Below are 22,731 nucleotides of genomic sequence, written 5' to 3'. Positions count from 1 at the left end.
TTTTTTAAAATTTGTGTCAGTATGGATGCACTAAAAACAAACATAATTCTCACTCATTTTGATTTGGTTGCCAGAATGGAATCATTAAATCTCTACACTTATGCTTTTTTTAATACTCCTGATATTCCCTTAAATTTACCAGAGGGTAATACTAGTCAGTTATTCTTAATTCATGGTTCTGGTATTTCTGCCGTTGTTGAGCCAGGAATATCTTTAGAATCAGTGCAAAATAATGATGAACAAGTTATCAAAATGGTTTTAGCTCACGATCGCATTATTCGTGAACTATTTCAACAAACCACAATTTTACCTTTGCGTTTTGGTACTTCTTTTGCTTCTCCAGCCACATTACTCAAGCATATAGAATCTCACGGTGCAGAGTATCGTGAGAAATTAGATTATATTCAAGGGAAAACTGAATATAATTTAAAACTTCTACCTCGGATTTTTCAAGAACCCGTAAAATCCTCTATCAGTGGAGGTAGAGATTATTTTTTAGCGAAAAAACAACATTTTGAAAATCAAAAAGCTTACATGATTGCACAGGCTGAAGAAAAATCCAGTCTGGTTAATCTCATCACCGATATTTATCAATCTGCTGTGATTGTTCAAGATAAAGGCGAAGAAATTCGGGTTTACTTTTTAGTTAACCATCAAGACAAACTTTCATTCTTAGAGCAGTTTTTAACTTGGCAAGAAGCTTGCCCCCGTTGGGATTTTTGCTTAGGAGAAGGATTACCTCCTTACCACTTTGTTTGACTATTATTTACCAGCTTTGCTATAAATTTCTAGGTTTATGATGAACCACTACGACTTACTTAATTTAGTCATGTTTAGCGGCAAAGGTGGGGTTGGTAAAACCACCATCTCTTGCAGTTTTGCGCGTTATTGGGCTAAGAAGTTTCCTCAAGAAAGAATTTTGTTACTTTCTACAGATCCAGCACATTCTTTAGGCGATGTCTTACTTGCAGAAGTAAACGACACAGCTTTACCCCTAGCCGATTTGCCTAATTTAAGCGTGCAAGCATTAGATGCCCAAAAGCTGCTGTTAGAATTTAAAGCAAAGTATAGCCGTTTTTTAGAATTACTAGTTGAACGAGGTAGTTTAGCAGATGGCGAAGACCTAGCACCAGTTTGGGATTTAAATTGGCCGGGTTTAAATGAACTGATGGGTTTGCTAGAAATTCAACGTCTGCTTTCAGAAAAGCAGGTGGATCGGGTAGTTCTCGATATGGCTCCTTCTGGGCATACATTAAATTTATTACGATTAAAAGATTTTTTAGATGTTATTTTAAATTCCTTTGAATTATTCCAAGAAAAACATCGAGTGATTACCAAAAGTTTTACGGGTAATTACACAGAAGATGATGTTGATCGCTTCTTGATTGACATGAAATTTCAATTAGCAGAAGGCAGACGATTACTGCAAGATGAGAAATTTACTGGCTGTTTAGTAGTCGCAGTTTCAGAACCGATGTGTTTGTTAGAAACTGAGCGCTTTTTAGCTAGTTTAAAAGATTTAGAAGTCCCCTATGCAGGATTATTTGTCAATCGCTGTTTGACAGATAATGAAGTAGAAACAGACCGTTATGCAGAACAGCAAAATTTGCTCACAAAATACTTACAGATAGCACCTGAAAAACCTGTATTCATCGTACCCCAACAACAAGCACCTCCCTTAGGTAGCAAGTTGTTAGATAGTTTAGCTGCCCAAATTCAAATCATTGACCATGTTGAAATTGCACCACCACCAATAATTCAATGGCCCAATAAAATCTTGCCGAGTTTTGGTGATTTTTTGGCTCAAGGATGTCAACTAATTATTGTGGGTGGTAAAGGAGGTGTAGGTAAAACCACAGTAGCAGCCGCTATAGGTTGGGCTTGCGCCCAGCATTATCCCCATAAAAAAATTCGAGTAATTTCCATAGATCCGGCTCATTCTTTAGGAGATGCTTTTGGGCAAACTTTGGGACATGAGCCTGTCATGCTAACTGCTAATTTGAGCGGACAAGAAGTTGATGAAACTAAAGTAATCGACAAATTCCGTTCAGATTATCTGTGGGAATTAGCAGATATGATTAGTGGGGAAGGCTCGCAAACAGATTCCACAGTGAATGTTGCTTACTTACCAGAAGCTTGGCGGCAGATTATGTCTCAAGCTTTACCTGGCATTGATGAGATATTATCTCTGGTCACTGTGATGGATCTATTAGATAGTAACCAAGCAGATTTAATTATTTTAGATACAGCACCAACAGGCCATCTCCTGCGCTTTTTAGAAATGCCATCGGCTTTAGGAGATTGGTTAACCTGGATATTTAAGCTGTGGATGAAATATCAAAATGTTTTGGGTCATGTAGATGTAATTGGGCGGTTGCGGGGTTTACGGCAACAAGTTGTACAGGCACAAAAGAAGTTAAAAAATCCCAAAGATACGCAATTTATTGGTGTAATTCAAGCAGAAGCGGCAATTATTGCTGAACATATTAGATTAACAGAATCTTTGAAAAAGATGGGAGTTAATCAACCTTATGTGGTGCAAAATCGCTACAATCCACAAGCGGAAATTGATGGCAGTTTGTTCCCCGAACAAACAATTATCCGCTTACCGAATTTACCACGTTCTGTAGAGCCGGTAGTGAGAGTTCAATGTGCAGCACATCTGTTATTTGAATTTGAAGAATTAATTGCCAATAACAGCTAAATGCCAGAAAAGCGGGATTTTTAAAGTTAACTATCTGAGGTATTTTATGAGTGAGTTATTTAAGGGATTTGAGCAATTCTTAGAGTTAGTGAAAACTCTAGAAGAAAAAGTGGAAAAGGGCGAGATTAAAACAGATGTGCAAATTAACTCTCGCCCAATGAGCAGTATTCCTCGTTATGGGAATGTGCCACGCCCCAATAATATGGCTAATGATGTTGGTACTAGTCGCTTCCGCACTCAACCTCCAGCTAATTCTGGTGGTGGTGCTAGCAATGGCGGTGGCGGTAATGGCGGAGGTTCTGAATCTGTGATTCCACCTGATGCACCTTCGGGTTATAGCCTCAAAGATGTGGGTGGATTGAGTGAAGTTCTCAAAGAACTGAAGGAACTGATTGCTATTCCCTTAAAACGTCCCGATTTATTAGCAAAGCTGGGGTTAGAACCTACAAGGGGTGTATTGTTAGTTGGGCCTCCTGGGACAGGTAAAACTCTCACCGCCCGCGCTTTAGCAGAAGAACTCGGCGTTAACTATATCGCCCTCGTTGGGCCAGAAGTCATCAGTAAATATTACGGTGAAGCCGAGCAAAGACTACGGGGAATTTTTGAGAAAGCTGCTAAAAATGCTCCCTGTATTATCTTTATTGATGAAATTGATAGTTTAGCTCCAGACCGCAGCGCTGTGGAAGGGGAAGTAGAAAAACGTTTAGTAGCCCAACTATTGAGTTTGATGGATGGTTTCTCTCAAAGCCAAGGTGTAATTGTCTTAGCGGCGACAAATCGCCCCGATCATCTTGACCCGGCTTTACGCCGCCCAGGAAGATTTGATCGGGAAGTTCAGTTCCGCATTCCCGACTGTAACGGGCGTAAAGAAATTCTACAAATTCTCACCCGCGCTATGCCCTTAGATGGGACAGTTGACCTGGATTTCATTGCTGAAAGAGCAGTGGGATTTGTGGGGGCTGATTTGAAAGCTGTTTGTCAAAAAGCTGCTTATACTGCGTTGCGCCGTCATGTTCCTTCGATTGAGGAAAAAGTTCCAGAAAATATGACTGTTAACCAGTCAGACTTTTTACAAGCCCTCAAAGAAATCAAACCTGCGGTACTGCGGAGTGTCGAAGTTGAAGTTCCTCATATAGCTTGGGAAGATATCGGTGGTTTGGAATCAATTAAACAAACCCTGCGCGAATCTGTGGAAGGGGCGTTACTGTATCCAGAACTGTATCTGCAAACCAAAGCCCTAGCACCCAAAGGCATATTATTGTGGGGGCCTCCGGGAACGGGTAAAACCTTACTAGCCAAAGCTGTGGCTTCCCAAGCTAGAGCCAACTTTATTGGTGTGAACGGCCCAGAATTACTGAGCCGTTGGGTGGGAGCCAGCGAACAAGCAGTACGGGAACTATTTGCCAAAGCCAGACAAGCAGACCCCTGCGTAGTCTTTATTGATGAAATTGATACCTTAGCCCCAGCCCGAGGCAGTTACAATGGTGATTCTGGAGTAAGCGATCGCGTAGTTGGTCAATTACTCACTGAATTAGATGGTTTACAAGTGGGAACTACTATCTTAGTAATTGGTGCCACCAATAGACCTGATGCTCTAGACCCAGCTTTATTACGTGCTGGACGCTTAGATTTACAAATGAAAGTAGATCTACCAGATCTCAGCAGCCGTCTGTCAATCTTGAAAGTTCATAGCCAAGGAAGACCTCTGCAAGATGTGGATTTGGAATATTGGGCAGAGATGACCAAAGGCTGGAATGGTGCAGACTTAACATTGCTGTGTAATCAAGCGGCTGTGGAAGCAATTCGCCGTTTCCGTTCCCAAGGGCAGACAGTACCCGCAGATATCAGAATCACTACTGATGATTTTAATTATGCTTATCAGGTGTTGACTGAGCAGCGGCCTGGTTAGGAAGGGGGAAGGGGGAATGGGGAATGGGGAATGGGGAAGGGGAGGGGTTGAAAAATCTTTTCCCTTTAACCTTTAACCTTTTCCCTTTTTCCCTATCAAAGGAAGAAACTCATTATTCTACAAACAAGATTTTTGATTAACTAGAAGACTCGCTTTTTCGGAAAAGTTCTGATTTTCTCTGTATTTATATTTAGTGAACTTGGTTTGCGGGTTCGATTTTATTCTTTGGTTATCGAATATCTTGTGGGGAATTTATGAGTTTAATCAAAAAGCTAACGGTGGGATTTTTAACTGTTGGCACATTAATGAATACAGTATTGCCTGCAATGGCTCGTCCGGCAACCTTGACGACTGACAGCAATTTGCGAACTAGTGCATCTTTAACAGCCTCTGTAGAAGAAGTCTTACCATTGGGCAGTAATGTAGAGGTTTTAAATATTACCTACGGAGATGATGGCGATTATTGGTACTATGTACAGCCAACAGTGGAAGGAACAGCAAACGGTTGGATACGAGGAGATTTAGTTAAGTTCCAGCCAAGCAAGAAGCGTTATGCAACTATAGCTGGGGAGCGTGGATATAAAATTAACGTGCGTTCTTCTCCTAACTTAAACAGCAAAGTGCTGCACAGTGGGCTGTCAGGTGATTTGGTGACAGTGGAGGATTCCTACCAAAATGCAGGTGAATATCGTTGGTATCGTGTCAAGTTCCCAAATAATGCGAGTGGTTGGGTCAGAGAAGACTTGCTATCGATATGGCCCCAAGGATGCATTATTACTTGTCCTGTACATTAGGCGATCGCATCCCATCACCAACCAACAACCAGCAACACTCACAACTACATAGTTCCCAATCCCCAATCCCCAATCCCCAGTCACCTGTTTAAGTTTTACGAAATGCCAATGACGAATCCTGAATCTATGAGTATTGATTGATCAATTACTACTCCTTTACTAAGGAGATACTATGTCATTGCAATCTGGATTAGATGCCTTTAACCAAGGACGTTATTCCGAAGCTGTTGAAATCTTGGAACAAGTCAGCCGGAATGCTGTAGACCAAAATTCTTCAGATTATCTTTCAGCACAAATGTGGCTGATGAAAGCCTATCAAGGCACAGGACAGATTGAAAAAGCATCAATCCTGTGTCAACGGCTAATGATGAGTGATAATCCTCAGGTGCGGAGTTGGGCTGAACAAGCACGTCAAACACTCCCGCAAGCACCAGTTACACAACCCAGAACTGTACCACCAGCCGGACGTGCGACGGCGGCTGGTGTGAAATTAGCAATGGGTGGTGTGGGTGGAAGTCTGGCTTTAGCTTCTGGTGTCACCATCACCTTGCTGTTTGGGATGGTGTTCGCTTTAGGCTTGAGCTTAGTATTTATTTTAGGTAGTGATAATCCAGTCCAAGGATTAGCGATCGCTATTACCATCACTTTAGTTTTTAATCTGGCTGCTTTTTTCCTGTCGCCTTATTTGATGGACTTAACCCAAAGTTGGCTTTATCAAACTCGCTGGGTAGAGTTGGCGGAAGTAGAAAGCCTCAGTCCAGAAACAGCAAGAGTGATTCAGCAAGTCTGTCAACAGAAGAACCTCAAAACCCCACGGCTGGGTATTATCGACGACCAAAACCCTACGGCTTTTACTTATGGCTCATTGCCTAATAGCGCCCGGTTAGTCGTCAGTCAGGGGCTTTTTAGTTATTTAGATGATGATGAAGTTGCTACTGTTTACGCCCATGAATTAGGGCATATTGTTCACTGGGACTTTGCAGTGATGACAGTAGCTTCTACCTTAGTGCAAATTTGCTACTTAATTTACAGCACAGCTAATAGGTTTGGTCGTGGCGGCGGCGATAACAAAATCAAAGACGCGATGCAGACTGCTGCTCTTGTTGCTTATATTTTCTATGTTGTTGGTACTTACTTGCTACTGTATCTCTCCCGTACCAGAGAATACTTTGCTGACCACTTTGCTGCGGAAACCACGGGTAACCCCAATGGATTATCTCGTGCTTTGGTCAAGATTGCTTACGGGATACTAGAAGAAGGTCAGAAGACAAAAGAACCGAGTCGTTTGATTGAAGGAACCCGCGCCTTGGGTATTTATGACCCCAAAGCCGCAGCTTCCACTGGAACCGCTTACCGCATTGCTTCCGATCCGCAAAAAATTGGTCGCGTCTTTTTGTGGGATATGTTTAACCCTTGGGGTTGGTGGATGGAGTTAAATTCTACTCACCCGCTAACTGGTAAACGAGTCCGCGCCCTTAGTACCTATGCAGAACAGTTGGGTTTACCCACAGAGTTTGATATGGGGCGAGTAATTGGGGAAGGTAAGAGTCTCAATAGAAGTAAGCTTTACGGTAATTTCTTCTTAGATGTGGTGTTGTATGGCGCGGAAACTATCGGCTTTTTAGCTGGCTTAGTTTTAGGCGTGATTGTGTGGTCTAGTTCTTCCCATTCTGGTTTGATATTTGGCGCACCACTCATCGGCTTAGGCGCAGGAATTTTGATCAAAGCCTTGGTGATGTTCCCCGACTACAAACAAGCCGCAGATACCGATATTCTCACTCTCATGTCAGACCCCTACGCCAGCACTTTGCGCGGACAACCTGCAAAACTGGAAGGACAACTGATTGGGCGTGGTGATGCAGGTTATAAATTTGGTTCTGATTTAAAAATTCAAGACCGTAGTGGAATGTTATATCTGCACTACGCCTCACGCTTTGGCCCTATTGGGAATTTCTTGTTTGGGATGAAGCGAGTCCAAAGCTTATTGGGTGAACAAGTTGAGGCTGTGGGTTGGTTCCGTCGCGGTGTTGCGCCTTGGATGGATTTGATTCAACTTCAAAGTGAGAATGGTACGGTTGTCAATAGTTACCATCGCTTCTGGTCATTTATACTGGGTGGCGGGGCAATTATTTTAGGAGTAGCCTTGACGATATTTGTCAGCAGCAGTTAGCCTATTCGCAGAGCATTTCTAATTATCCAAGCTGTAATTTGCCAAGGAGGTGGTTGTTTACCACCTCCGTTTTTTTGTTGTTCAACAGGATTTGGTGCAGTGGTAGCAAGGTGGGAAAGGTTTCATTTTAAACCTCGTCTGAGCCAAAACGAGCTAGAAGCGATCGCAAGCAAGCAATATTGTTTCTACTGTTGATGTTGTGCGAGCAATTTCTATATTTCTAAATTAAGCATGAAATGTATAATTATCTAGTTATTCGTGTATTTACTGGTTAAAACTATATAAATGCTTACCCTTACACCAGCGGAAATTAGTCAGTTTCGCAGTCAGTTGGCAGATAGCCCAGAGGCTTTAGCGGCTTTAGATGCTATAGAAGAGTGTGAAGGCTATTTAGATGATGCAATTCCACTGCTAGTTATGCGGGAAACTGCACAGGAAGCAGATAGAGGATTAAACGATTGGTTAGAAAAAATTCGCCAATTTGTTTGTCAAGAGGAAGTTAGAGACGCTTTAGAATCTGGATTCATCGCTCCAATTATCGAACCATTGGCTGCAAGTGCAGGTATTCCTCTAGGTACTGCAACTGCACTTAGTATATTGGTGTTTAAATTGGGTGCGAAAAAGTTTTGTAAAGTCCCTGAATCTGATGCTTAAAGTCCAGAAGCGATAAATCCAGCCCAGTAGTAAGGATGAGCAAAAGGTAGGGGTTGACGTTTCTTGATTATTTTCAAAGATTCCTCATATATTAATACTTGTCCTCTCCTCAATTGGGCAAGTATCTTTTTATCTTCCCAAAATCTGACTACTTCCTCAACTGTCAGATTTCGTAGCCATGTTTGAGCTTCCTTAAGGGCTATGGCAACATTCCCTGCTGCGAATTTATCAAATGTGAATAAGTTTTCGTAGAATTTAATCATTAAAAAGCTAGTAGACAAATCATTTACTCTCCATAGGGAACTAACAACACTGGGACTACCTGCTAACAGAAAACCGCTAGGTAAACCAATATATTCATCACTGGTATTTTGAAAATCAATCAATCCAGTTTCGCAAGCGGAAAGGGTAACGAGGCGACATTTTTCTAATTGCAGAGCAAATATTTTATCTAATGTCAGACATTTTTCTAAATCGTGAGTTTCCCCGGCGCGCACGTTTAAGTAACGTTCAGAGTTAGATTTTGTTGCTGTGTCTTCGACTGCTGCATTGGCTAATATCAAACCAGATTTACTAGCATTTGTCCAATTAAAATAACCGTGACAACTAAAATGGGCGCAGTGGTAAGTATTTAATTCAGATTGATTAATTGCTGTGAGTGTCGCGTCTGTTTTTTTCAGGACGTTGGCAGGATGAAAGTAGCTTTGAATAACTTGTACTTCTAAATCTGTATAGTTTAAATCACCTGTGGGGTTTTGAATTGCAAACAAAGATTGGAAATCAGGACGTTTACGCTGTTGTACCTGTTGCAGTATTTGACAACTGGGTGCATAGCTAACACCACCAGCAAATAAATCCAGAAGACTAGAATGACTTTCAGTATTTTGATTGACTGGGAGTGCATGAAGGGGTAATAGATGCAAGCCTCTATGAGGAATTAAAATGAGTTGATTACAATACTCTGATAGCTGATTTATGATTGCAATTATTTCATCAATGTGCAGAATTGCAGCTAATTGCTTCAGTTCTGATTCTAAGCTATTCAGCCATTGGTCTTTTTGAAGATAGTAATTTCGTAAATATTGATTTACCCAATTTTCTAAAGCTTCTAAATTTGCTGGTTGGGATTGCCAAACTGTTAAATTTCCTGTTTTGGTGACAATAAACGCCAGGATTTTATCATTCAGAATATACCACTCAATGATGACTGTATTCTCATTCAACTGAGCTTGGAATAAATTAAAATCAAAACCATAACCAACAAGTAAATAGCGGTTTTGCAATTCATTACGCTGTCGCCGCAATTCTTGGAGACGTTTTGCTAAATCTTGAGGATTTTCCGCTTTACCATTTTGGATTTGATATTGTCCTGCGGCTATTTCATCTCTGTAGGTTTCTAGTTGAGTAACAACATCTGGAGGGAAGATGGTTTTAGAATCACGTTCGAGGATTTGTTCAACTAAATTGCGGGTTTTACTACGTTCAACATATTCAATTGCTTCGGTAATCTTATTTAATTGCAGGCAAACTTCTACCATGCAGCTATAAACTTGGTTAAAGTATTCTGCTTGTTTACGCTTGCTTTCTTCTCCAGATACTATTTCTTCTCGTAAAGATTCTATGGTGTCAATGGCAGACTTAAAAGCATTGTATGCTAAATCAAACCGATTTACATCTTGGTAAGCAATTCCCAGCCCCCACAAACTTTCTGCATAGTTTTGAGGTAAAGTTTCACTAGTGAAGACACCTAAAGCAGCAGTAGAAGCAGCGATCGCCATTTCGATGTTATCTGCCTTGTCGCCTTTGATTCTCTCCCTGTAGGCAGCAGCGAGATTATATTGCATTGCTGCCCATTCAAAAAGCAAAGTTTCTCTGGTGTATACACCTAAAGCAGCAGTATAAGTAGCGATCGCAATTTCAATGTTATCTGCCCTGTCTCCTTTAATTCTCTCCCTGTACGCAATTGCGAGATTATTTTGCGTTCCTGCCCATTCAAAAGGCAAAGTTTCAGGAGTTCTGACAGTTAAAGCAGCAGTAAAAGCCGCGATCGCAATTTCAATGTTATCTGCCCTGTCTCCTTTAATTCTCTCCCTGTACGCAATTGCGAGATTATTTTGCGTTATTGCCCAATCAATAGGCAAAGCTTCAGGAGTTCTGACAGTTAAAGCAGCAGTAAAAGCCGCAATCGCAATTTCAATGTTATCTGGCCTGTCTCCTTTAATTCTGTCACTGTAGGCAACAGCGAGATTATTTTGCGTTGCTGCCCATTCAAAAGGCAAAGTTTCAGGAGTTCTAACAGTTAAAGCAGCAGTAAAAGCCGCGATCGCAATTTCAATGTTATCTGCCCTGTCTCCTTTAATTCTCTCCCAGTAGGCAACAGCGAGATTATTTTGTGTTCCTGCCCATTCAAAAGGCAAAGCTTCTCTAGTGTAGATACTTAAAGCAGCAGTAGAAGCCGCGATCGCAATTTCGATGTTATCTGCCTTGTCTCCTTTTATTCTATCGCTGTAGGCATTTGCGAGATTATTTTGCGTTGCTGCCCATTCAATAGGCAAAGTTTCAGGAGTTCTAACAGTTAAAGCAGCAGTAGAAGCCGCGATCGCAATTTCAATGTTATCTGCCCTGTCTCCTTCTATTCTATTCCTGTAGGCATTTGCGAGATTATTTTGCGTTGCTGCCCAATCAATAGGCAAAGCTTCTCTGGTGTAGACTGTCAACGCGACTTCATAGCCAGTAATAGCAATTTCCATATTGCTGGCTTTGCTACCTAAGGGGAATTGCGCTATGAGATTGCTAAATTCAACAATAACTGCTGCTAAATATTCTGCTTCATCTGCTTTCACTTCCCCAAGTCTATTTATCCCCCAACGGCGCAATATTTCTGGTAACACTACGTCGAGTTTGTCTGTATTCTTTGCCAGCAAAGGGTAAACTACTTGGGAATTACCTCTACTTTCTAAAATGACTTGTAGTACCTCAATCAAGAATTGGTAATATGTCTGTATCTCCTCCTCACTGAGAGATTGCAAATCTACTTTAGTATCTAGATTTAATACTTCCCTTAGTTGCATTGCCAAACCTTGCAACCAATTCGCTGTATTCTCATCCCCCTGCTGTGAAAACATCTGTACTACTTCTTCTACCGTCTGCACAAAGCCAGCATCCAGTAATTCTTGGTTTGCTGCTAAAATCTCTGGTTCTTGACTACTGGGGGCATCTAACAGGCTGCGAATCAGATTGAGATAGGCTTGCTGACGCTGTTCGTTCATAGGTAAGGGTATGAGGCGCAACATAATGATGAGAATAATTCAATCAATTGCAGAAAAGATGACTGAATAAGGCAAAAATTAAAAGTTAAAAGGCAAAAGAAAGAATCAGATAAAGGGGATTATCTTTTCACTTCTTAAGTAACCACACAAAATTAATTACAGTCATTGCGAGCGTTCGTGTTAGCGTCTCAAAGAGAAGCGAAGCAATCGCAGAGGTTGGGATTGCTTCATTCCGCTTCGCTTCATTCGCAATGACGTTGTGTAATTTATCGTGTCTATTTAATTAACTTGTAGCTTCAACTAACTTTTTGCGGCTAGGGCGCTTACGCTCTGATTTTTTCTTCAATCCCACAGCTTGAGCTTGATCGCTATCTGAGCCATACTGTCCCCGTACAACTTCTTTCATCGCTAACACCGTATTGTGAAATTCCCACTCAGCTAATCGCGCCGCATCAGACGCAGCACGGTATAAAGTTTGTTTCTCAACTTCGGCTTTTTGAGCATTTAACATTGCTTGATAAGATGCATCTAATTTGCTCGCGGAAGCATCGTTTCGGCTAGTTTGATAATCAGTGATGGTTTGCAAACCGTGGAATGAATTAATATCTCCATCGATGATAGGAAGCGTGAGACGGCGATTTGTGTTTTGCATGGCTGTTAATATATCCGTAGTGGACTATATATTTAGCGTGTCAATTTAAACTTCAAATCGCTTGAGAAAATACACGTAATTAACGCGATATGCAACTTAATTTTTGACGATCCTTGATAAAAACGCAAAGCAGCCACTACCTCTGCGTAGAAGTCAAAAGTCGTCTTGAAAAGTTTGCTCAAGTCGGGAAACCCGCCCACGCAACTTTTCGCAAAAGTCAAAAGTCAAAAAGCTTATGAAATAGGCTTTTCGTAACCAACACCAATCTATATGTTGAGTTGACGAGATTTATGTTGGGTGGCGCTGTGCTTAACCCAACTTACATTATTGTTGTGTAGGGGGAAACATTATTAATGTAAAACGATACATTGTGAATGTAAGGCAATACATCATTAATGTAAGGCGATACATTGTGAATGTAGGGCAATACATCATTAATGCAAAGCGATGCATGATTAATGTAGCAAATTACATTTGAGGTAGAGCTACTGCAATTAAAAATCGCAACTGTAACAGAGCGATTGTAAATGATATTTTGGCTATGCTGAAGGCGATCGCTAATCTGTCACCGACGACAAATAATTAGTCACGTACAAATAAAAACCGTGGAGACTTATCAAAGTCCACGGCTTTTTGGTGTGGTGTGAGGAGACTTAACTAATGCCATCATAAACCGATTTCAGCCTTAGCGATCCAGGGGAAAGGGTTTTTTTCACAAAATTGTCATTTGATGACATTTGGATGCATCAAAATCCATTTTCAACTAAAGCACCGCCGCAACTCGAACCACACCCGGCGGTACAACCATAGCAATAAGCAGCAGTTTGGATTTCATTAATTAAATCTAAACTCCCAGCCTCTAGCAATTTAGCTATTGTTAAGGCTTCACCATTAGGAGTTTTTGCTGGTAGATTCATCATTTGATTAAAGTCGCAATCATAAACATTGCCAAGGTAATCAATTGATAATTCATCACGACACATTAAATGTTCAACTGTACTGGCATTAAAATTTGATTCTAAAAATTGTAGATAGCTGCTGTAAATTTTCTTACGTTCCAAATGCATTTTAGTTCTACCAACTGGCAGATTCGTAATCGTGAAGAGGTTGTTAAAGACAATACCAAAATGTTCTTGCAAGAACATTTTGTAATCTTTCTCTAGCTTTGTTTGTTCCGGCGCTAAAGAAAATTTCTCCCCTGTAGGTAACTGCGGATTATAGACTAAATCCAAAATTAAATCTGGGTTTTTGCCATAGCCGACTGCGTTGAGCAACTGCAAAGCTTTAATTGAACTATCAAAAACACCACTACCACGCATTTTATCAACATTATCTGCAAGGTAACATGGCAGAGAAGCAACTACTCTCACTTGATGTTTAGCAAAGTATTCAGGTAAATCACCAAACCCATCTACAAAATAAATAGTTAAATTAGAACGAACAATTACCTGTTTTCCTGTTTTTCTAGCTGCTTTCACCAATGGTTTAAAACCATAATTCATTTCTGGTGCGCCGCCAGTTAAATCGACAATTTTAATTTCCGGGAATTTGTGAATTAACTCAATTAGCTGTTCACAGATTTCTTTTGATAGTTCTTCTGTGCGTTTTGGCCCAGCTTCCACATGACAGTGTGTACAGGCGAGGTTGCAACGTTTACCGAGATTGATTTGTAAGACTGATATAGTCTTTTTTGTTAAAGGTTGAGTGAGCTTTTGTTTAAATGGTGTTAATTTGATATCTACTGAATTTATTGTTTGAGTTTGCATTGTTCAGTTTTCCTAGAAGATGAAAATAAAAACTGATAATTTGGGCGGGCAAGATGCCCACCCCACAAGAGTTTTATTGTGTACGCAGGTAGGGGCATGGCACTGCCCATATGTGTCAAATTAAGCTAAAAGCTATATAGGGCGGGCGTTGTACAAATACCTCGCGCCCTCATCCCCTAACCCCTTCTCCCTCAGGAGAAGGGGAACTAAATCTCTTGCTCCCTTCTCCCTGTGGGAGAGGGGCTGGGGGTGAGGGGGAAACCTTGCAACCAAGCGGGGTTCACGTTAAGTTGACACCACTAGGCAAGATGCCCACTCCACAAGAGTTTTATTGTTTATATAGCGAAAAGGTTTGGCACGGATGCGTTACGCTATCGCTAACGCAACGCCAGTTGCTACAACGGAGGAAACCTCCGCAACGCACTGGCTCTCCTACGTGAACTTCAAAAATCAAATATGAGTCCTATCTGTTCAAACCTTAACAGCAACCACCGCCGTCATAGTGCCAAGTCGAATCAGTCACAATTATTTCTGTGGGCTTTAAAGCTGCTAGTTTGGCAGCAGTTTTATCACACACGGCTGCAGGAATACCACGTTGCAATAAATGTCCGGCGGAGTCATCAAAGAATGGTTCTGTACCTGCATAAATTGCGGTTTTTCCTGTAAAAATACAAGCTCCATCTTCAGGAATGGCAACTTTAAAAGATACAGAATCGAGACTTTCTAAAAGTAAGTTTTCTTCTAAGTTATAGGTTAGCGAATCTAAGAGGCGATAAGGACGACGGGCGCGAATTTCTACTTGACCAAAGCCAGCATTAATAATTAGTTGAGTATACTCTTCATAGGTGAGTGCGCCTGATAAGCACATGGCGCGTAGTCGTTCATCTTGCTGCAAATGTGCGGGGATGGGACGAGTAGCAATGGGATCGCTCATTTGCAAGCGTCCACCTGGTTTCAAAACTCGAAAGGCTTCTTTTAACGCCCTGGTTAAATCTTCTGGTTCAAATATATTAAACAGACAGTTCTGTGCTACTACATCTACAGCAGCATCGGCAACTGGTAAGTTAAAAGCATCACCTTCGCGAATTTCTACAAAACTGGGATCAAACCAAGGATTTTCTTGAGCAGCAATTTCTAGGTTGCGTGTAGCAGCTTCGCGCATAGCTGCAACAGGTTCAACTGCAATTACTGCACCCGCACGACGAGAAAAATAAGCGAATTGTAAGGCTTCTAACCCACCACCAACACCAACATACAGCACGGTTGGTTGATTGGCGAGTTCCGTAGGATGAACAGTAGTACCACAACCATAGTTCATTTCCTGCATTGGCAGAGGAATTTTCAGTCCTGGTAGTTGCAGGGGTGTACTTTGCACACAACAAAGTCCGACTTGTGGTGTTTCTGCAACTTCGCGGTAGAATTGCGCCGCTGTTTCTAAATAGGTCATTGCGAACTCAATCTTGTAGGCTGTTCTGTAGAGTCAACTTTCTGCATCCTAATACAAGTGACTCAGAATTGCATGAGTTTTAGGTGAGAAAACGATAAACCCTAAACTCCTTTATTTTCTGGGGGTTTAGGGTTTCAGCGTTAGTTGGATTTTAATCATGTAACACGTAGCCAATACCATGCACAGTTTGTAGCAGCCGCTTTTCGTTATTAGCTTCCAGTTTTAGGCGTAAATAGCGAATATAAAGTTCAATGATATTAGCATCACCGCTGAAGTATTTACCCCAAACGTCTTCAATAATGCGATCGCGTGTAACAATCTGCCGGGGATGGATGAGTAAATACTCTAGTAAATTAAATTCTGGAACGCTTAAATCCAGCAAACGTTGGCCGCGATAAACTTCCTTTGTACGGCGATTTAAACTGATGTCTTCAAATTTTAAAATTTCTGTGACTTCTGGCTTCTTGATTTTGCACAGTTGTGTATTAACTTTAAATAATAATTCTTCGCGGCTAAATGGCTTAACTACATAATCATTTGCGCCAGCATCTAAAACTTCGATGCGATCGCTTGCTTCTTCTTTGGGCGTTAATACAATTATTGGCACTTGCTCATCAGTACTTCGCAACCGACGGCAAATGTCCCACCCCGATACACCTGGTAAAATTAAGTCTAAAATTACTAAATCTAGATGCAACTTTTGTAATGCAGTAATTGCAGTGAAGCCATCGTAAGCGGTACTAACTTGATAGCCTTCATAATTTAGTTCTAATTCTATAAATCGAGCTAGTTTTACTTCATCTTCGACCAGTAAGATGTGCCTCATAGAGGATGTCAATAATTACAGCAGGATATAGTTAGCAGAGATACAGATTGGAAAAATTTTAATAGGTATTAACTACTAAATAGTCGGACATCTAATCAGTACTACGTCAGCTTAGTATAGTTCTGATTACGTAACAACCGTAAATCTGCGGTTAGCTATGACTGCTTGATTACCAGAACATCAATATTTAGCAGTAAGCGGCTACATCTTCTTTACATTCATCAGCAAGATAACACAAAGCTTTAAACCGTAATGTCACGACTTCCTCATAAAGAGGATTTAACTTACACATTGGTGGGATGTGAAATAGTTTGCGACCAAATAGTTTAATATCTCTCTCAAAAGGACATTGGCTAGGAATGGCTTTGCACAAGAAATGAGCTAGTTCACGGTTATGAATTTCTACGCCTTCTAACCATTGGCGAATTGGGTAGAGTAGGTCACGATTTAGCAAAATTTGTGTAAAGGATGTCATAATATTTCTCCTGATAATTTAGATGTACTGGTTTAGGTTTTTATGCCTATTAATTGATACGTTTGGTGATTTAAATTTATGCGCTTACTTAGTAATTATTAAGTTCTCTTGTCAATCAAATTGTTTTTGCTTGACACATCTAGCTACAAATTGAATTTGTAGCAGTCCGGAAATTTTTACTTGACATTTATACTTGACTCCGCTTGGCATCTTCCACAAATAAATTCGGAGGCTTGGAACCAAATTGCAATCGGGCAGAGATCTCCATTCTCCCTTTCTCCCTGCCCCCTTGCTTTCTGTTCAACTAGGGTAAACGCGTCCTTTCCAAGCGCCACCGCGCCCTTGCCAGTGACGGATGGCGGAATCTATAGTCATCAGAGTATAGAGAAACGCGATCGCAGGTAAACAACAGGCTAACCAAGCTGGACATTTATAAAAGCGGATCGTTGGGTAGTAAGCAAAACTCATCAAAAACCAGGCTGCTAAACCAAGAAGTGCGATCGCCCAATTTAGCGTTACTGCACCTAAGATGGTTGCTAAAGGCGGAATTAAATAAATTAAGGTCATAGCTAGAACTGTTCCAGCTAACAGCAGGGGCGAATAGTTGAGTTGTGTATAAGCAGTACGCGCCACCATCTGCCACACTGTATCCAAATCAGGATAGGGACGCAAACTCTCAGTTAAAGCACTTAATCCTAACCAAATCCGTCCTTGTCTCCATTGCTGATTCCCCTTAACAGCTTTTGCTAAAGCGCAATCGTCAATTAAAGCTTGGCGAATTGTAGCAATTCCGCCAATTTTCTCTAAAGCTGTTTTGCTAATCAAAATCGACCCCCCAGCCGCCGCAGCTGTGGAATTTTTGGGGTTATTCACCCAGCGAAAAGGATAAAGTTTTTGAAAGAAAAACACAAAAGCCGGAATTAAAATCTGCTCCCAAAAGCTTTCACATCTCAGCCGCACCATCACCGAAACTAAATCTAAATCTTCCTGTTCAGCTTTCGCCACTAATCGGCGGAGACTACCCGAATCATGCTCAATATCTGCATCTGTGAGTAAAAAATAGTCTGGTGCAAACTCAGTCGCAATTTGAATCCCTTGTTCGACTGCCCAAAGTTTACCACTCCAACCGGGAGGCAGGGATTTGCCAGAAATAATATGAAATTGATCGGCTTTATTTAAGGCGTAAGCAACCCCTTGGGCAAAATCGGCTGTGCCATCTGTGCTGCGATCGTCTACCAAAAAAACGTTAAAATCACCTGGGTAGTCTTGAAGTAGCAGCGATCGCAAAGTGATAGGTAGTAAATCTGCTTCGTTACGGGCAGGTATAATTGCACAAATTCTTGGTAAAGATGGCAAAGGGATTTCTTTTGCTTCTAATTGCTGGTCACAACGCCAAAACTGCCCGCGAAAGCTCAGTAATCCTATCCAAATCAATAAAGATAAAGCTGTTAACAATAATACAAATGCCGCCATGACCTGTTGCCCCTTCTCAATGTCTCAGACAGAATACTACAGCATATTTCAGGTACATGAAGTATGTGGCTAAAACCCGTACTGGAAGAAGTAGGGGAACAAGGGGATGAGGGAGATGAGGGAGATGAGGGAGATGAGGGGGATGAGGGGGATGAGGGGGATGAGGGAGATAAATAACTATTGTCTATTGCCTAATGCCCAATGCCCAATGCCCAATGCCCAATGCCCAATGCCCAATGCCCAATGCCCAATGCCCAATGCCCAATGCCCCATGCCCCATGCCCACTGCTGTATATCTTGGGATTGTGGGAGAATATTTTTCACCGGATTGCGATATTAACTTTGTTGTGGTGTAGAGGTTCAAGAGTATTTGATGCAAACTCAAGAGAGAGCAACGACCAATCAAGTTGCAGAGGCGATCGCTAAAAGCCAACAATATCTGCTGTCAATTCAAAATCCGGCAGGGTATTGGTGGGCAGAGTTAGAATCTAATGTGACGATTACGGCTGAAGCTGTTCTGCTGCATAAAATTTGGGGAACAGATAGCACCAGACCCTTGCACAAAGTAGAAAATTATCTCCGTTCTCAACAAAGAGAACATGGCGGTTGGGAACTTTATTTTGGGGATGGGGGAGAACTGAGTACTACAGTGGAAGCCTACATGGCTTTGAAACTCCTGGGTGTCTCAGCTACTGACCCCGCTATGCTCAAGGCGAAAGCTTTTATTCTCCAACGGGGTGGCATCAGTAAAACTCGCATCTTTACTAAACTACACCTAGCCCTAATTGGCTGTTACGACTGGCGCGGTATTCCTTCCCTACCGCCCTGGATTATGCTTTTGCCCAATAGCTTCCCCGTCAATATCTACGAAATGTCGAGTTGGGCGAGATCCAGTACAGTACCGTTGTTGATTGTCTGCGATCGCAAACCGATTTTCCAAATTGACCCAGCAATCAGCGTCGATGAACTCTATGTAGAAGGACGCGATCGCGTGCAATGGGAATTGCCGAGAAGTGGTGATTGGACTGATATATTTATCACCCTGGATCAAGGATTCAAATTCGCGGAAAGCTTAAATTGGGTTCCTTTCCGCAAAGAAGGCATCAAAGCCGCCGAAAAATGGGTTTTAGAACGCCAAGAAGCTACAGGTGATTGGGGTGGAATTATTCCCGCCATGCTGAATTCACTGTTAGCTTTGCGCTGTCTAGATTATGACCCCGCCGACCCCATTGTCGAACGGGGACTGAAAGCAGTTGATAACTTTGCCATTGAAACCGCAGATAGCTACTGCGTTCAGCCTTGTGTTTCCCCAGTTTGGGATACAGCCTGGGCAATTCGAGCTTTAATAGATTCTGGTTACGCCCCCAATGATTCCGCGATTGTCAAAGCGGGAGAATGGTTAATAGATAAACAAATTCTTGACTACGGGGATTGGACTATTAAAAACCGTCAAGGAAAACCAGGCGCTTGGGCGTTTGAATTTGACAATCGCTTTTACCCAGATGTCGATGATTCTGCGGTTGTAGTTATGGCGCTACACCAAGCAAAACTGCCCAACGAAAAATTAAAACAAGCTGCGATCGCCCGTGCTTTAAATTGGATTGCTTCTATGCAGTGTAAGCCAGGCGGTTGGGCAGCTTTTGACATCGACAACGATCAAGATTGGCTCAACTCTATACCCTATGGCGACCTCAAAGCCATGATTGACCCCAACACAGCTGATGTCACAGCTAGGGTATTAGAAATGCTCGGTGCTTCTAACTTATCAATAAATCAGCAAAATTTTGAAAGAGCGATCGCCTATCTTCTACGCGAACAGGAACAAGAAGGCTGTTGGTTTGGTCGTTGGGGAGTAAATTACATATACGGTACAAGCGGTGTTCTCTCAGCCCTAGCTTTAGTTGCACCAAAAACTCAGCAACAAAGCATCGAACGAGGCGGAGCTTGGTTAGTAGGCTGTCAAAACCCTGATGGTGGTTGGGGTGAAACTTGCCGCACCTACAACGACCCCAGCCTCAAAGGACAAGGAACCAGTACAGCCTCCCAAACAGCCTGGGCTTTAATTGGACTCATAGCTGCAGGTGAAGCCACTGGTAAATTTGCTCATAACGCCATTGAGCAAGGGATTAACTACCTGTTAACCACCCAGAAACCAGATGGTACTTGGTACGAGTCATATTTCACAGGTACAGGCTTCCCCTGCCATTTTTACCTCAAATACCACCTTTATCAACAATACTTCCCCTTGATTGCCCTTGGCCGCTATCGGGCGGTGTTAGGGATTGGGGATTAGGGACTGGGGAACTCGGGGCCCCCTCTGGGGATAAGGGGTAATGGGGACTGGGGACTGGGGATAAGGGAGATGAGGTAGATGAGGGAGATGAGGGAGATGAGGAAGAAAAGAGGACAATGGCATTACCCATTACTCATTACTCATTACTCATTACTCATTACCCAATGCCCAATGCCCAATGCCCAATGCCCAATGCCCAATGCCCAATGCCCAATGCCCAATGCCCAATGCCCAATGCCCAATAACATTTGCATCCGGTAAACTGTTACATTTATATATAAAAGAGTTTGTGATTAAATCATCATGAGCAACTCTCCTTCCAAGGAAACTCAACCTAGCTACGTCAAACTCGCCATGCGGAACATGGTGCGGAAAGGCGGTACTTCTCTCAAACATTTTTTCCTGACCACTATAGGGCTATTAGCTGTCTTTGTAGGTCTTGCTTACTTGACTCGCTGAAAATCAACCAAAACCCTGAGTTAGTTGGAGAATTTGTAGCTAGTGCAAGTTGAACTAGATGTACAAGATTATTTTTACGAATCATCCCCAGAGAGTAAAAATTTGGGGGTTGATGAACGGATAGCTGGTGAAACATGGGAACATTGGTTTGCTTGTTGGTTAGAAATACTGCAATCCGAGCTACCACCTGCACCAGGTTACGAAATCAGCCTGCGATTGACAGATGATGCGGAAATTCAGACCCTAAATGCCCAGTATCGTCAACAAGACAAACCAACAGATGTTTTATCTTTTGCGGCTTTAGAGGTGGACATTCCCCAAAATGCGGAAATGTTCGCCTCTATGCCTTTATATTTAGGTGATATTGTAGTGTCCGTTGACACAGCCAAGCGCCAAGCTCAACAACAGGAGCATAGTTTGCAGACCGAATTAGCTTGGTTAGTTGCTCACGGCTTACTGCATTTATTAGGCTGGGATCATCCTGATGAGGAAAGTTTAGTCAGAATGTTAAAACAGCAGGTAATATTGCTGAGAAAAGTAGGTATTGCGATTGACATTGAGTAACTACTATTATTTATCTCAGTTCCCAAAAACTTCTAGATAAAATTGGCGAAAACCAATTTACGCCATTAAAATCGGCCCAGATCTAACTTTACTAACTTCATGTGAGGATGCTTCAGCCTATGTCCCAAAAACTCTCGGTTCCCCCAACTTCTAACCGCCTACCAAGCATTGTGGCTCCAGAACGGCGGCAATCTTGGCTAGTAGCTACTAATTTATTTATTAGTTTTAAATATGCTTGGGCTGGAATCAGCTATAGTTTTCAAACTCAACGTAATTTTCGGATTCATGTAGGTGTGTGTGCGATCGCGATCGCCTTAAGCCTCGTTTTACATCTATCTGCTGTAGAAATAGCTGTAATTGGTATAACTAGCGGTTTAGTTTTAGCTTTGGAATTATTAAATACTGCTATTGAGTCCTTGGTTGATTTAACAGTTAAGCAGACTTACCATGAACTAGCTAAAATCGCCAAAGACTGTGCTGCTGGTGCTGTACTGGTTTCAGCGTTAGTAGCTGTTTTAGTAGCTGGTATGCTTTTGCTGCCACGTTTGGCAACTTTAATTATGTCCTCTTTCTAGGTGTTACCCTTTCATTCCATAATTGATGACGTTTGCAGCAATTGAAATCTGGTGACAATTAAACAAAATCATACAAGTAATCTGACCAGGAGTTATCAGCTGTGATTATAGTCATCGATAATTACGATAGTTTTACTTATAATATAGTTCAATATTTAGGAGAACTAGCAGCAGAGTTCCCCGTGGCTACAGATATTAAAGTGTTCCGTAACGACAAAATATCTGTAGATGAGATTCGGGCTTTAAATCCAGCGCTTGTAGTAATTTCTCCTGGCCCTGGTCGTCCGGAAGATGCAGGTATCAGCTTACAGTTAATTGAAGAGCTAGGTGCTAATTTGCCAATTTTGGGCGTATGTTTAGGCCATCAAAGCATTGGGCAGGTATTCGGTGGTAAAATCGTTTCGGCTCCAGAGTTGATGCATGGCAAAACTTCTCAGGTGACTCACACCGGGGTGGGAGTTTTCCGGGGATTAGAAAATCCTCTCACTGCGACTAGATATCACAGTCTGGTAATCGATCGCGAAACTTGCCCCGATGTCTTGGAAATCACCGCTTGGGTTGAGGATGGTACTATCATGGGAGTCCGACACCGGAACTATCCTCATATTCAAGGAGTCCAGTTTCACCCAGAGAGTGTTTTGACATCTTCAGGCAAGCAATTGCTACGAAACTTTCTGGAACAATTACAGTCGAGAGAGTAA

The 22,731-nt window shown here is 41.9% G+C and carries 20 protein-coding genes; 13 read left to right on the top strand and 7 right to left on the bottom strand.

What is annotated here, in order from left to right:
* Window positions 1-21: 21 nt before the first annotated feature.
* From HG267_RS29645 to HG267_RS29620, 6 genes are all read left to right on the top strand, one after another.
* The gene (locus HG267_RS29645; protein ID WP_228045348.1) at window positions 22-759 is read left to right on the top strand and encodes a GvpL/GvpF family gas vesicle protein; all 738 of its coding nucleotides are present in this window, start codon (window positions 22-24) and stop codon (window positions 757-759) included.
* Between the two features lie 37 nt (window positions 760-796).
* Window positions 797-2,704 (top strand): ArsA family ATPase, encoded by a 1,908-nt coding sequence (locus tag HG267_RS29640; protein WP_045871244.1) that lies wholly within the window; start codon window positions 797-799, stop codon window positions 2,702-2,704.
* A 46-nt stretch (window positions 2,705-2,750) separates the two neighbouring features.
* Complete coding sequence (locus HG267_RS29635; RefSeq protein WP_045871243.1) at window positions 2,751-4,613, top strand: AAA family ATPase; 1,863 nt, start codon at window positions 2,751-2,753, stop codon at window positions 4,611-4,613.
* A gap of 254 nt (window positions 4,614-4,867) precedes the next feature.
* A complete protein-coding gene (locus HG267_RS29630; protein WP_052335235.1) occupies window positions 4,868-5,407 on the top strand; it encodes an SH3 domain-containing protein in 540 nt (179 codons plus the stop codon).
* A 172-nt stretch (window positions 5,408-5,579) separates the two neighbouring features.
* Window positions 5,580-7,577: a zinc metalloprotease HtpX gene (locus HG267_RS29625; protein WP_045871242.1), complete on the top strand. Its 1,998-nt coding sequence runs from the start codon at window positions 5,580-5,582 to the stop codon at window positions 7,575-7,577.
* Window positions 7,578-7,862: 285 nt separating this feature from the next.
* Window positions 7,863-8,231 carry a hypothetical protein gene (locus tag HG267_RS29620; protein WP_045871241.1) on the top strand — a complete coding sequence of 123 codons (369 nt, stop codon included), beginning with the start codon at window positions 7,863-7,865 and terminating at the stop codon, window positions 8,229-8,231.
* On the opposite strand, the gene HG267_RS29615 is transcribed toward HG267_RS29620, so the two are convergent.
* The 7 genes from HG267_RS29615 to HG267_RS29585 all read right to left on the bottom strand — a co-directional run bounded on the left by HG267_RS29615 (window position 8,228) and on the right by HG267_RS29585 (window position 18,139).
* On the bottom strand, window positions 8,228-11,500 hold the full coding sequence (locus HG267_RS29615; RefSeq protein WP_045871372.1) for a CHAT domain-containing protein: 3,273 nt from the start codon (window positions 11,498-11,500) through the stop codon (window positions 8,228-8,230). The two genes, HG267_RS29620 and HG267_RS29615, sit on opposite strands and share 4 nt — an antisense overlap.
* Window positions 11,501-11,783: 283 nt before the next feature.
* Complete coding sequence (locus HG267_RS29610) at window positions 11,784-12,152, bottom strand: hypothetical protein (protein WP_045871240.1); 369 nt, start codon at window positions 12,150-12,152, stop codon at window positions 11,784-11,786.
* A 746-nt stretch (window positions 12,153-12,898) separates the two neighbouring features.
* The gene (arsS, locus tag HG267_RS29605; protein ID WP_045871239.1) at window positions 12,899-13,918 is read right to left on the bottom strand and encodes an arsenosugar biosynthesis radical SAM (seleno)protein ArsS; all 1,020 of its coding nucleotides are present in this window, start codon (window positions 13,916-13,918) and stop codon (window positions 12,899-12,901) included.
* Window positions 13,919-14,396: 478 nt separating this feature from the next.
* Window positions 14,397-15,365, bottom strand: a complete 969-nt coding sequence (gene arsM, locus HG267_RS29600) for an arsenosugar biosynthesis arsenite methyltransferase ArsM (RefSeq protein WP_045871238.1) — start codon at window positions 15,363-15,365, stop codon at window positions 14,397-14,399.
* Window positions 15,366-15,516: 151 nt separating this feature from the next.
* On the bottom strand, window positions 15,517-16,191 hold the full coding sequence (locus HG267_RS29595; RefSeq protein ID WP_045871237.1) for a response regulator transcription factor: 675 nt from the start codon (window positions 16,189-16,191) through the stop codon (window positions 15,517-15,519).
* Window positions 16,192-16,378: 187 nt separating this feature from the next.
* Window positions 16,379-16,666, bottom strand: coding sequence for a Mo-dependent nitrogenase C-terminal domain-containing protein (locus HG267_RS29590; RefSeq protein ID WP_045871236.1), 288 nt, complete (start codon window positions 16,664-16,666; stop codon window positions 16,379-16,381).
* A gap of 300 nt (window positions 16,667-16,966) precedes the next feature.
* The gene (locus HG267_RS29585) at window positions 16,967-18,139 is read right to left on the bottom strand and encodes a glycosyltransferase (RefSeq protein WP_045871235.1); all 1,173 of its coding nucleotides are present in this window, start codon (window positions 18,137-18,139) and stop codon (window positions 16,967-16,969) included.
* Between the two features lie 194 nt (window positions 18,140-18,333).
* On the opposite strand from HG267_RS29585, the gene HG267_RS29580 reads away from it, so the two are divergent.
* The 7 genes from HG267_RS29580 to HG267_RS29550 all read left to right on the top strand — a co-directional run bounded on the left by HG267_RS29580 (window position 18,334) and on the right by HG267_RS29550 (window position 22,731).
* On the top strand, window positions 18,334-18,495 hold the full coding sequence (locus HG267_RS29580; RefSeq protein WP_155539332.1) for a hypothetical protein: 162 nt from the start codon (window positions 18,334-18,336) through the stop codon (window positions 18,493-18,495).
* 17 nt (window positions 18,496-18,512) lie between these two features.
* Complete coding sequence (shc, locus tag HG267_RS29575) at window positions 18,513-20,432, top strand: squalene--hopene cyclase (protein WP_045871233.1); 1,920 nt, start codon at window positions 18,513-18,515, stop codon at window positions 20,430-20,432.
* A 96-nt stretch (window positions 20,433-20,528) separates the two neighbouring features.
* Window positions 20,529-20,693: a hypothetical protein gene (locus HG267_RS29570; RefSeq protein ID WP_155539330.1), complete on the top strand. Its 165-nt coding sequence runs from the start codon at window positions 20,529-20,531 to the stop codon at window positions 20,691-20,693.
* 42 nt (window positions 20,694-20,735) lie between these two features.
* Window positions 20,736-20,891, top strand: a complete 156-nt coding sequence (locus HG267_RS29565; protein WP_071989418.1) for a DUF3285 domain-containing protein — start codon at window positions 20,736-20,738, stop codon at window positions 20,889-20,891.
* A 42-nt stretch (window positions 20,892-20,933) separates the two neighbouring features.
* On the top strand, window positions 20,934-21,455 hold the full coding sequence (ybeY, locus tag HG267_RS29560) for an rRNA maturation RNase YbeY (RefSeq protein WP_045871231.1): 522 nt from the start codon (window positions 20,934-20,936) through the stop codon (window positions 21,453-21,455).
* A gap of 119 nt (window positions 21,456-21,574) precedes the next feature.
* The gene (locus HG267_RS29555; protein WP_045871230.1) at window positions 21,575-22,030 is read left to right on the top strand and encodes a diacylglycerol kinase family protein; all 456 of its coding nucleotides are present in this window, start codon (window positions 21,575-21,577) and stop codon (window positions 22,028-22,030) included.
* 101 nt (window positions 22,031-22,131) lie between these two features.
* Window positions 22,132-22,731 carry an anthranilate synthase component II gene (locus HG267_RS29550; protein ID WP_045871229.1) on the top strand — a complete coding sequence of 200 codons (600 nt, stop codon included), beginning with the start codon at window positions 22,132-22,134 and terminating at the stop codon, window positions 22,729-22,731.

The organism is Tolypothrix sp. PCC 7601 (genome assembly GCF_025677855.1).
In the GTDB taxonomy this organism is placed as follows: Bacteria; Cyanobacteriota; Cyanobacteriia; order Cyanobacteriales; family Nostocaceae; genus Aulosira; species Aulosira diplosiphon.
The sequence above is the reverse complement of the archived record's forward strand: the minus strand, read 5'-3'. Positions and strand labels throughout refer to the sequence as shown.